This is a genomic window from Paraburkholderia caffeinilytica, from assembly GCF_003368325.1.
GTDB classification, from domain to species: Bacteria; Pseudomonadota; Gammaproteobacteria; order Burkholderiales; family Burkholderiaceae; genus Paraburkholderia; species Paraburkholderia caffeinilytica.
The window spans coordinates 3,170,986-3,182,455 of sequence record NZ_CP031467.1 but is presented as its reverse complement, the minus strand read 5'-3'; the positions used below and the strand labels follow the sequence as shown (position 1 = coordinate 3,182,455).

The following is an 11,470-nucleotide window of genomic DNA, read 5'->3' as shown; positions in this document are numbered from 1 at the left end:
CTATATCGCCTCGCACACCACATCGAACTTCATTAACTGTGTCACCCCAAACGCATTGCTGATCGCGACGTCGGCTGCATCTCTTCCGCGAGCCATCAAGACTCGCCCCGTACGCGGCACATTGTTCCGCGGATCGAAGGTCTGCCAGCAGCCTCCCACATAGGCTTCGAACCACGCGGCGAAATCCATCGCCGCGTACGGCGGCGGCGTGCCGACATCGCTGATATATCCCGTGCAATATCGCGCGGGGATATTCATCGCCCGGCACAGCGTCACGGCCAGATGCGCGAAATCCCGGCACACGCCCTTCCTCTCCTGCCACGCCTGCCACGCTGTCTTGGTCGGCCGCGCGAAATCGTAGCCAAACACAATGTGCTCGTGCACGTAATTGCAAATCGCATCCACGCGCACGCGCCCGAGCGGCATCTTGCCGAACGTCTGCCACGCAAATTCGGACAGCAGATCGGTTTCGCAATATCGGCTGCCCAGCAGAAACACCAGCGTATCGTCGGGCAATGCTTCCACCGGATGCTGCTCGGTCAGCGGCGGCCGACTCTCAGGCTCGGACGACACTTCGAGCACGGCACTCGTCGACAACGCAATCAGTCCCTGCGGCGCCACGATCCGGCTGCACAGATTGCCGAATCCGTCGCGATACTGGCTGATCGGCACCGGCGGATTGACCGCCAGCAAATCCGGACTCAGCACGTCCTTCGCGTGCGAATAGTGCGTGTTCAACATCAGCATCATCGGCGTCGGTTGCACGCACTCATAGACCAGCTCGTAGCCAACGCGCAATTTCATCGCGACGCCCTCTTTCAGTTGAAACGTTCAGTTGACGCGCACGGGGAGCAACCTGAGTTGACGCTCCCGGCAAACACGTTCGATTTGTACAAGCCGATTCATCCGGCCCGCCTCTCACTTACCTTCGGTCACGCTCGCAGCGTATGGCTCGAACACATAGTCGGGCAGCGGCGTCTCGAAGTGTTCGAGCGTCGCTTCGCTGTCGAAGCGCAATTCGCTCGCCTTGCCCACGAAACTCGCGACCGCCACGGAATTGTCGAACACGTCGTGCAGCCAGTGCAGCCGCGACGGCGTCGGCGTAATCACCAACCGGCTCGTGACGAGGCGCAAGTCGTGGCTGGCGCGCGGGCGGAACATCATCCGGTGTTCGCCGAACCGCACGGGTTCCGAGTAACGATAGACGCTGACGTGACGCACTGTGAAACGCTGTGGCTCGGTCATCTGACAGGCCGATGGATGAAACCGGACTCGTCCTGAGCATCACGTTCACGCAAGTAAAACTGCTGCCGTAGTAGGCGCTGAGCGCCAGGCACGGTTTGATCCCGAAAGAGCCACGGCCAGAATTCGGCGTGGCGGGGTGCTGTCGTCGACAAGATTTCGCTTTGAGCATACACCCGCCATATTGGTTGAAATCACTCATTTGACGGCAGCACCGCTGGATGCACGGTGGCGTCACGGACGGCATGTAATCGAGATAGCCTGAGATGCGTTGCCAATAGCTACAATCCCCCGCTCCATCGATCTCACGAAGAGCCTCCATGCGAGTCGCCGTCATTAGCGCCTACTATAAAGAGCCGCGTCACGTCCTACGAAAATGTCATGAAAGCACCCTTGCGCAAGCAGCTAGCGTGACCCACTTTATGGTCGCCGATGGATTCCCTGACTCCGACGTTGATAGCTGGCCAGGTGTCGTGCACATCAAGATTCCCAATCACGCCGACTACGGGGATACCCCTCGCGGTGTAGGTGCCGCCTGCGCGGCCGCGAATGGATTTGATGCGATCTGTTTTCTCGACGCCGACAACTGGTATGAGCCAAACCATGTCGAAACGATGCGCATGATCGTCGAGGAAACGGGTGCGCAGGTAGTCACGGCAGCTCGGAATATTTTCACCACCGACGGCCGTATGCTTGGCATCTGCAAGGAATCCAACGGCCTCGATTTCAACGACACCAACTGTTATTTCCTTACGCGCTCCGCCTTTCCCGCATGCGCGGCGTGGCTATTCAAGGACCCGCGCGAAAGTATCAGCGGCGACAGGGTATTCTGGAACGCCGTGCAAACCGGTGGTTACCTTCATTTCCATTCCACCGCGCCAACCGTCAACTACGTGAGCACGCTCGCATTTCACTACGAGATGTTCGGAGAGATTCCGCCCGACGACTCAAAGATCATTGCAAAACTGCCAGGCCGTGAGCATTTTCAGATGGTTAGTTACGCGCAATTTAAGGCGATGGGAGGAGCATCCGGCCGGTGATGTGATGGCAGTCGTGTGCACACAAAATCATGTGTGGCAGCTTGCGCGGCGCGGCCGTCCGCTTCGCCTTGGCGCCATGACCAAACATCGGTCGGTCATGGCGCACAACATCCGATCAATTACTTTTCTGGCGACTAGTCGATTGGTTGCTGCGTGACAGTCATATATTGCCTGATTTCAGGCTGACCCAAGGCGATCGCATTGAGCATTGCGACTCCAAGCCGACGCGCGAACTCGTCGTCAAGCCTGAAATCGAATTCGTCTAGCAGGATTGGCACTGTGAATTTTCCAGCCAGAAGCGGGGCCAGCTTGGCAGGTTCAACTAACTGCACATTCAATCGCTGACTGTCTTGGTCGTAGTTCAGAACTACGGAACGGGGTGGATCAATAGCCATCAATACCCTCTGCACTCTTGATAGTCTAGGAATGCCTGCTGTTTGCATAGCGCGACGCCACGCTTGCCGCCCATCGGGTAGGCGATCGAAGCGCACAAACGCATATCTGATTCATACTTCGCATGACATTCCCCCTCACGCCACTCTATATCACCGCGGCTCCCACATTTAACCATACCCCCGTCACCGCTCGCGGCTCCGAAGAGCGCGCCGTAAAGCATTGACCTCTTCGCGGAGCCAGTCAGGTCTGGCACAAGAGTAGGATAAGGAACCTGCGACTGATCGCTCAGCATTAGCTCGGTTGTCTCACCCCAAGTCGGCAATGTATCGCTCAATTCACTATCGAAAAGCTTCCCTGTGAACTTCGCTTTCCACGCCATGTAGCATTCAACGCACATTTCCGGAACGAAGGCCCCGGCATCTCCCTTGATTCCCGTGAGCATAGGCGGCGGCGCAACCGGGTCGTTGCCCAACTCCCAATTGGTCAGCCACACGCCTAGCTCAGCGTCGCTGATCGGTTGCCACCACGCGCCGTTAGTCGAGACCTTCGCCGAATGTGACGACACCGAGCCATTCGCAGCGTATTGATAGTCGACTGCCAGTACACGGGCGAGTCCGCCATTAACCGAACTTGCCGGTTCGTTATACTGAAACGACGTAACGCGACTACCATAGTAAGTGATGCTTGCCTGCCCGCTATTACCGGCTATCTGTGTCGCCCGGTTCGCGGCGTTACGCTCAAGCGTTCGCATCGCCCACCCCGATACAGCATCCTTCGTCGTGGCGATGTTGCCCTTTGCGTCGTACGTATAGGTCCAGTCCTCAAGCTTCTGCCCGTCCTCGATGACCGTGGCTGACAGGAGACGGCCCGCTCCGTCGTAACTTGCGCCGACCGTCGTCTTGCTGCCCGCCCCGACCGCCTGCATCCCCTGTTCGCCTGTCAGGTCAGTCGTTTGCACCTCCGCGTAGCCAGTGGCGTTGCCCTGCGCGTCGTAGACGAACGCACGGATCTTGCCCGGCGTCGCAACGAGATGCGGACGCAATGAACTGGCATCGGCGTACTCAATCGTCGTTACGGTCTTATTTCCGGTAACGGTTGCAATTGCTTTCGTTGGCCGGTTGGCGCTGTCCCAGATGTACTGGACACCTCCATCTGGCGTCTGCCTCTGCTTCAGATTCCCTGCCGAATCCCACGTCCTCGATACCGCGCCCGCTGGCGTAGTAATTGTTCGAGGACGCAAGGTGACTCCGGCATCAAAGGAGTATGTGCTGGTGCCAGATAGGTCGCTGAGCGTCGTCGTACCGGAACCGTAGCTGAGCGACACATTCCGTGTCGTGTCGGGATGCGTGACCGAGATTGCACGTCCGCTGGAATCGTAGGTCCACGTCGCAACCCGCGATCCGGATTCGTCCTTTACGCCTGTCAATGCGTTTGGAAAACGGGCGTCCTCGTAGAGATACTGACGAACGTAGCCATAGGGTCTGGTTACCGATGCAAGATTGCCTTTCCCGTCGTAGGCATAGTCGGTGGGCATTCCCAAAGGATCGACCAAGGTAATGACGCGGTCGCTACTGTCGTATTCCAGCCTGATTGATGTCGCTGTTGCCGGTATTACGTTATCGGCCGGCCACCAGGCGATCGCCGACAGCCGCTGCCTGCCGTCATAGAAAACCTTGCGGATCACACCCGTGCGGGTTGTTTCGGAATAGAACTTGCCGCTGATCTCCGCATAGGCTTCGGTCGTACCGAGCAGTTCGTCCTTGAGGTATAAGTACCCGTCGCCGGCTTTCGTTAGGGAGAGACCCGCGGTTCCCGGCACGGCCCACGCTCCGCTAATCCACTTGAATGTCAGAGGCTGCCCGTTACCCCGATAAGCGACGATTTTCGGCGTGCTCGCATTAACCGCCGACAGATCAAGTCTTCGCTGCCAGTTGTTGACCCAGTAGCCGCCCATCGCAGTCTGCGTCTTGTCGTAGGGCTTCGAAAGATATGTTCGATGAAAGACAAGGGGAGACGTATCACCGCTGGCAAAGTCAGCTTCGGAAATCGTCACGTTGCCGTTTGCTGGAAACACCGGGTCTGCCACCGGGCAGGAGTCATCGGACGGATTGTCGGTTGCGTTGCACCACTGCTCGATTAGAGCGAGGTCATTGATACAGGCGTAGTTGCCCATCCCGCCTGGGGTATTGCTAGTCACGTCAATCTTGCAGGTCTTTGAACCCGGCGTTGCACCGGACTTTGAGTAAAGCGTGAAGCAATCGTCCGCGTTGGCGCCAAACGCGACCACGAGCAGCATGAATGCGGTCAGCAGGCGGGCCATCATGCCTGCAGGACTCTCTGTAGACCTTCTGTTTTTTATAGTCATCCTTATTTGTTTTACTTGTTTGAGACCCAAGCACCCTATAAGGAGCATTCCATCCCCGCTATCCGACAATTCCTAAAACTACATTTCCGCTGTGCCAGTACAAACGTCGCGCTCACGGCGCCTACGCAATCCGCGGGGAAACACGCAGTAGCCCGTCAGTCACCACCGCGTCGAAGTGACAACAATCGGAACAAGAGAGGAGGGATATTCGTACGCGAAAGAGATCAGCGGCTGACACTCGAACCTGTGGCAGCCGGAAGGGAAAAAACGGGGGCGTAGCACGTGACCACGAAAGCGTGATAGATAGCGCCAGAAAGCGCTACGGGCGCTAACAACAGCACACAATGCGATTAAAAACCGGACTCTTGAAGAACGGGCTAAACCTCACAGGCAAACCGCCCGGACAGCGGCCACAAAGTTATCCCCAGTTTTTGTTCAGAAGGCTGTGCATAACTGCCCGGCAAAATCGGCAAGCTCTTGATACGCCTGCTGTTTTCACCGCTACGTCGAACTTGGGCATGCGCGGTGCCTGGCCATGTCGCGCGATGGCTGTGGCTAAGTCGTGGTTCAATCGTGGCCGGCGCACTGCGCTCTTCCTCACGCCATTGCTGCCGCGAGCGCACCATGCGGCGCACGGCGAGGCGCGCCATCTTCACCCAGCCCGACGGACGCGGGTCGGCGAGCATACTGAGCGCGCGAGCATAGTCGAGCGTGAGGCCCGGGGTCCACGCCATCGTCGCGGCGCGTTCGCGCAGTTGCGCGGCCACCCACAACTCCGGCGCCGTCATCCCCCGCAGAAACGGCCGCCCGCCGCCAAGGCCGCCCCATACGCGCGCCGATGCGCCTTCGATCGCCGCTTCCAGTGCGCGCGATACGCTGCTCGAGCAATTGCGGTACTTCAGGTTGTAGGTGGTGTCCGGACGCGTAGCGGTGGTTCGCGCTTGACGACGCTGCCACGCGGCGCCGTCGCACGAATGCATCGCGCCGGGGCACCGCACGACCACGGACAAGCGCAGCTCAGATGACTGTCACTCACGCCGCCGCGGCTTGCGGCATGTCCACGCCCTGCTCGCCGCCCAGCGCGTCGAGCAGATCGCACAGCATGCGATCGAGTTCGGCGGTCATCAGCGTAACATCGGAATCGAAGCGCTCGTCGTCGTTCTGCGCGGTGGGGTCGCTCGCTTCCTTGAGCACGTCGAGCGGTGCGATCCGCTTGATCGTGAGCGAAGGCGTCAACACGAACGACACGCGATCGTCCCATGTCATCGCGAGCCGCATGCATTGCTTGCCGGCTTCGATATGGCGGCGCATATCTTCGGCATCCAAAGTATGTCCGACGTAGCGCACCGTTGCGTTGCCTTCCGCCGGCGAGCGCAACTCGGTGTCCTGGTCGAGCGTGAAACCCGCGGGACCTTCGCCGGAAAGCAGCCACCCGGTCATCGCCGCAACCGGCGACTGCGTGACGCGCACCGTGCCGAGCGGCAGTTGATCGATCGACTTCACCAGCAGGCCGCGCACTTCGTCGGCGACCGCTTGCGAGCTCGCATCGATCACGAGCCAACCGTTGCGGGTATCGATCCACACGCGCGTATCGCGGCGGATGCTGAAGGCGCGCGGCAGCAGTTCATCGGTCACCTGCTCCTTGAGTTCGCGCATCTGCTTGCGGCCGGGTTTGAAGCCCTGCTGCTCTTCGAGTTCGAGCGCACGCGCCTTGGTCACTTGCGTGACGACCGAAGCCGGCAGCAGTTTCTTTTCGGCACGAAACACCAGCAGCATCTGGCCGTTGAGCGAATACACCAGCGAGTCGTTGTCGCGCGGCGACGCCCAGCCGTGGCTTTGCATCTCGACGCTGTTGCCGGGCGCGAACGCGTGCGGCGCGAGCCATTTCTCCATTTGTTCAGGGGTGACGGACCACGGAGCGGGAAGACGGTGCAACTGAAGGTTTTTGAACCACATGGGCGGGGTCTTGTACGGGCAAAGCGCGTCATTCTATATGACACCGCGAAGAGCGCACGGTCGAAGCATCGTGGTTTGCCGCATCAGTCTCAGGGCGCGCTTTACGTTCAAATCACCTAGACTTTCTGATAGACGCGACAAAGACGGAGGCGGCCATGGCCGATGAAACCGCACCTTGGCAGATGGTGGAATACGAGGGTTTCGAAATTCACGTCGCACCCTTCCCGAAAAACCCGCGCGACGAAACGAAGCCGTCGGCCGTGCCTGATAATCGTTGCACGTATGTGGGTTACGTGTGCCATCCGGGCGCCGATCCGGCCATCCCCGGACATTCGGTGCCGTTCCATGCGGACGGCGAGGAGAGCTTCGCCAGCGTGGAGGAAGCGCTCTATGAAGGGGTGCACGTGGGGCGCAGCATTGTCGACGGCACGCACCCGGATTTGACGGTGCTGCCGCTGGTGACGGGCGGCGTATAAGGCACACGCTTCCGTACGCGCCTCGGCACGCACAACGCCGCCGGATGTCCGCCGCCACATGCTGCAAAGGACCATGCGGATGCGCGCACAAATACGCGCACCTGTTTCAGCTAAACGCGCGCTTGATGCGCGACTTGAGCAACGCACGCCGCAGACGGCCGGTCCGCTCGGGTTCGCCGACTGCCTGAGCGCCTTCCACCGCGGTGCCGCGTCGCAAGAAATAACGATCGAAGGTGGCTTGCGTCATGCCCCACTTGTTGAGGAACTGGCGGCGCCCATCGTTCTTGACGACCTTGCCGGTGCTCTTTTGCTGGAAGTGATAGACCAGGCTGTCGCCAACGCCGAGAAACACCCGGCAACCGGCGTCCCACAGCTTCATCGAGAAGTCGTTGTCGCTGCTCATGCCGGGGCTCAATTCGCTGCTATAGCCGCCGACCTTGAACCACCAGTCGCGATGCACGAGCGTCGGCGGCCAGGTGGCGCCACGCCAGTCGGCGCGCACGAGTTGCGGTGTGGCGGCCACCAGTTCGCCGGCGCGGAAACTCTCCACGTCGCGGCCGAAATTCTGCACGACGACGCACGGATTGCCGGAGTCGACCGGTTCGATCATGGTGCCGGACAGCATGAACAGGTTGTCGGCCGGCATCTGCGCGAGGCGCTTGACGAGCGCGTCGTCCCAGCCGGGACAGCAGTACATGTCGTCGTTCATGTAGACGATGTAGTCCTGCGTGGCGCGCGCCGCCGCGATATTGACGGCGTGACAGATGCCGATGTTGCCGGGCGACGCGGTGTGTTCGATACCCTCGTCGCGCACCCAGGCCAAAGTGCCGTCCGAGCCGTCGTTCACGTGCACGATGATCTGATGCGTATGCGTGGAATGACGCCGCAGGCTCTCGATCACGAGCCGCAGGTAAGGCAGATTGTTCCAGGTCGGGATGATGATAGAGAACATCGATTCGGTCCGTTGAGCTTGCCGCCGGCGCGAACGCGGTTCAATCCCGCATTGGCAATCCGGCGTGGTGCAGTGCAATGCAATGTAAATGGCTGCCGTCCCGGCGACATCCTCCGGTAGCGGCGCCGGAGAATCGCCGGCGACGTGTGTGTCTGCGGGCACCGTGGGAACCCGGCGCCGCGCGGGTGGCCCAAACAGCATCGCCCGTCAGTTTCGCCGGGGATTGTACCGCCGCGGCCCGCTCATATGACAAATACGGCGGTTGCCCCGGCCCAAACGCCACCGCGGCCACGGCGGCTGTCTTTTGCGCCAGTCTCTCCGGGGCAAGGTGACGCCGACGGCCGCGCCGCTTCGACAAGCACATTACCGAGTGCTTCAGCAAGCGTTTTGCAAGGAGACCCACGGTTATAATCGCGATCGCTCTACCGTCTTAGAAAAAGCACCCAAGGGTCCGGCCATCGCCACTGCACCACCGGAACGGTAGTGTTCTTACATATTGTTGCCCTATGATTTTTGCTCCCAGTCTGGTCTGGCTCAGCACAGCCCTGCTGTTTTTCGCACCCGCGGTCAATCTCGTATGGCGCGGCGGCACGGGCTACTGCTTCTTCGTCATTCTCGCGTTGGCGCTCGGCGCCGCCGTGGCCAACCGGCGCACGCCGGGATACTTCTCCGGATTGCGCACTTACCGCTGGTACACGATCGGCATGCTGGCTTTTATCGTGGCAATCGCCGTCCAGCAGGCGCTGCTCGGTTATTGGCTGCCGCGTCAGTTCGACGCATTGTCGCGCTTCATGCTTGCCCTGCCAGTCTTCCTTCTGCTGCGGCAATTGCCTTCCAGGCATCTGCGCATGATCGGCTGGGGTTGTGCCGCCGGCGCGCTGGCGGCCGGCATCTGGGCACTCGTCGATCAACCCGCCGGCGGCTGGACGGATGCGAATCGTCTGAATAATTCCTATACGAATGCGATTCCGTTCGGCGATACCGCGCTGCTGCTCGGGTTCCTGTCGGTCTTCACCATGGGCTGGGACAAGCCGCGCGACTGGCGTGTGCTGGGGCTTCGACTGCTGGCGCTGGTGGGCGGCGGCTACGCGTCCTATCTGTCGGGCAGCCGGGGCGGCTGGCTGGCCGTGCCCGTGTTTGTCGTGCTGCTCGGCTTGCAGTACCAGTGGTACGCACACAAGAAGCGTTTCCTGATAACGACGCTGGCGATCGTGATCGGCGCGGGGGCGCTCCTGTCGACCGAGCGGGTTCAGAAACGCCTCGCCGAAGTACCGAACGATGTGTCGATGATGCATCAGGGCGAAGACTACACATCGGTAGGCCTGCGCCTTCAGTTGTGGAATGCGTCGCGGCTGATCTTTACGCGTCATCCGGTGTACGGCGTCGGCAAGGGGCGTCTGGTGGACGAGCTGGGTGTGCTGGCCAAGCGTGGCGAAGTGAAGAGCCAGATCGTCAACGAGCGCGCCCATAGCGACTTTTTCTCGACCCTCGCCGAGATGGGCGCGGTCGGCGTGATCTGCCTGTTGCTGTTCTACTACGGCATCTCGGTGTACTTCTGGCGTCACCGGCGCTCGGGCGACCCGGCGATTCGCGCGGCGTCCTATGCAGGTCTGGCGGTCGCCACCAGCACGGTGATTTTCGGGCTGACCATCGACGTCCTCGTGCCGATCATGGTGACGGTACTGCTCGCGCTACTGGTCGCCACGTTTCTCGCGGTGATCGATGCGCGCAAGCGTGAACTTGCCGCGGCGCAACCGGCCGGATCGCCTTCGGCCCGCCAAACCGCTGCCGGCGTCAAGGCCTGATTCGAGCGCGGCGTGAGGCCGACGTCGAGCCGGCGTCGGGCCACTTCCGCCGACTCAAACCCCGCGTTGTGCCGGCCTCGGCCCGATCCAATCGCGAATGCCCCCATTTCAGCCGCCCCAGCCACTTTGCGCGGCGCGGCCGGTTCAACGCGTGAACATCTCATAGAGCGCGGCGACATGAGCATCGACGCTCGGGTCATAGACCAGGCTGCGCAACGGCTCGGCGATGCGCGCGTCGCCGCCTTGCACGCGCTCCATCGCGCTCAGAATGGCGCGCTCGAAACTCCCTGCCGACTGCCGCGAAAACTCGATCTTCGCAGTACCGGTGACCGTCTCCGCCGAGCCGACGTTGTCGGCGATCACAAGCGGCGTGCCGCACATCACCGACTCGACCCCCACCAGACCGAACGGCTCATACGCCGACGCCACCACGGTGAAATCGGCAGCGGCAAACAACTTTTCGATTTCCTTGCAGTACCCGACATAGCGAATCGTGTCGCTGGTTTTCGGCACCGGCCGGCCGGCCACCACCAGGCACACCGGCAGCGTGGTCTGCGCAAAAAACGCTTCCAGCAAGGGATAGCCTTTGCGTTCGTGACTGGTCGACGAAAACACGAAGATCACGCGATCGTCGGGAAGATCGAACTGACGGCGCACCGCCGCTCGTTCGCTGTCGTTCAACGGCTGGAAGCGCGCCGTGTCGACCGGCGGATAGAGCACGTCGATACGGTCGGCCGCCACGCCGTAAAAGCGCTGCAACTCGCGGCTCATCAATTGCGAATGCGCGACGATCGAACGCGCCTGCGAATAGACGCGCCGCTCCATGTCGATCTGCCATTCGTCGCTGCGGCGCGCGGCGCGGCCGGCGGCCGCGAGCGAACCCGGATGCGTGCCGCCGCACAACGCGACGTCGGCGTGCGTGGAGTGATTGATCGAGAAGACACACGCAGGACGATGCCGTTTCAGCCGTTGCTTGAGACGCCAGTCGAACGCCAGGTTGCGCAGCTTGCGCGGCGCCCAACGGACATTGAGCGGCTGGGCGTCGACCCATGCCGCTTCAGGCAGCGCGCGGTCGATCTCGCGGGCGAACAGCGTCGGACGCAGGCCCATCCGATGCAGGCCGGCAATCACGTCGCGCGTGTAGCGCTCGGCGCCGCCGCTGTTTTTCAGCGCCTGGGCGGTCAAGGCGATGTCGGTGACAGGACGCCGGGTCGGGTCGGACAAGGATCGGTTCTCTG

At 61.1% G+C, this 11,470-nt stretch carries 10 protein-coding genes and 1 pseudogene; 3 read left to right on the top strand and 8 right to left on the bottom strand.

Translation table 11 applies throughout. From position 1 onward, the window contains the following. The gene (locus DSC91_RS30500; RefSeq protein WP_115782263.1) at window positions 1–804 is read right to left on the bottom strand and encodes a transglutaminase-like domain-containing protein; all 804 of its coding nucleotides are present in this window, start codon (window positions 802–804) and stop codon (window positions 1–3) included. Window positions 805–918: 114 nt separating this feature from the next. Continuing rightward, a complete protein-coding gene (locus DSC91_RS30495) occupies window positions 919–1,245 on the bottom strand; it encodes a transglutaminase N-terminal domain-containing protein (protein WP_229758257.1) in 327 nt (108 codons plus the stop codon). A 317-nt stretch (window positions 1,246–1,562) separates the two neighbouring features. Between DSC91_RS30495 and DSC91_RS30490 the strand changes: the two genes are divergently transcribed. Then, entirely contained in the window at window positions 1,563–2,282 is a 720-nt protein-coding gene (locus tag DSC91_RS30490) for a glycosyltransferase family A protein (protein WP_341869799.1), read from the top strand. Window positions 2,283–2,416: 134 nt separating this feature from the next. Here DSC91_RS30490 and DSC91_RS30485 read toward each other — a convergent pair whose 3' ends face one another. From DSC91_RS30485 to DSC91_RS30470, 4 genes and pseudogenes are all read right to left on the bottom strand, one after another. Beyond that, window positions 2,417–2,677 (bottom strand): hypothetical protein, encoded by a 261-nt coding sequence (locus DSC91_RS30485; RefSeq protein ID WP_115782261.1) that lies wholly within the window; start codon window positions 2,675–2,677, stop codon window positions 2,417–2,419. Beyond that, window positions 2,677–5,001, bottom strand: coding sequence for a DUF6531 domain-containing protein (locus DSC91_RS30480; protein ID WP_229758256.1), 2,325 nt, complete (start codon window positions 4,999–5,001; stop codon window positions 2,677–2,679). The genes DSC91_RS30485 and DSC91_RS30480 overlap by 1 nt, the downstream gene beginning before the upstream one ends. A gap of 623 nt (window positions 5,002–5,624) precedes the next feature. Next, window positions 5,625–5,966, bottom strand: a pseudogene (locus tag DSC91_RS30475) (DUF308 domain-containing protein); the annotation flags it as partial. 109 nt (window positions 5,967–6,075) lie between these two features. After that, a complete protein-coding gene (locus DSC91_RS30470; protein WP_115782260.1) occupies window positions 6,076–6,999 on the bottom strand; it encodes a recombination-associated protein RdgC in 924 nt (307 codons plus the stop codon). Between the two features lie 155 nt (window positions 7,000–7,154). Between DSC91_RS30470 and DSC91_RS30465 the strand changes: the two genes are divergently transcribed. After that, on the top strand, window positions 7,155–7,475 hold the full coding sequence (locus DSC91_RS30465; RefSeq protein ID WP_115782259.1) for a hypothetical protein: 321 nt from the start codon (window positions 7,155–7,157) through the stop codon (window positions 7,473–7,475). Window positions 7,476–7,581: 106 nt separating this feature from the next. On the opposite strand, the gene DSC91_RS30460 is transcribed toward DSC91_RS30465, so the two are convergent. Further along, window positions 7,582–8,427, bottom strand: coding sequence for a glycosyltransferase family 2 protein (locus DSC91_RS30460; protein ID WP_115782258.1), 846 nt, complete (start codon window positions 8,425–8,427; stop codon window positions 7,582–7,584). A gap of 506 nt (window positions 8,428–8,933) precedes the next feature. On the opposite strand from DSC91_RS30460, the gene DSC91_RS30455 reads away from it, so the two are divergent. Further along, window positions 8,934–10,232 (top strand): O-antigen ligase family protein, encoded by a 1,299-nt coding sequence (locus tag DSC91_RS30455; protein WP_115782257.1) that lies wholly within the window; start codon window positions 8,934–8,936, stop codon window positions 10,230–10,232. A gap of 144 nt (window positions 10,233–10,376) precedes the next feature. On the opposite strand, the gene DSC91_RS30450 is transcribed toward DSC91_RS30455, so the two are convergent. Further along, window positions 10,377–11,456 (bottom strand): glycosyltransferase family 4 protein, encoded by a 1,080-nt coding sequence (locus DSC91_RS30450; protein ID WP_115782256.1) that lies wholly within the window; start codon window positions 11,454–11,456, stop codon window positions 10,377–10,379. Between the last annotated feature and the right edge of the window lie 14 nt (window positions 11,457–11,470).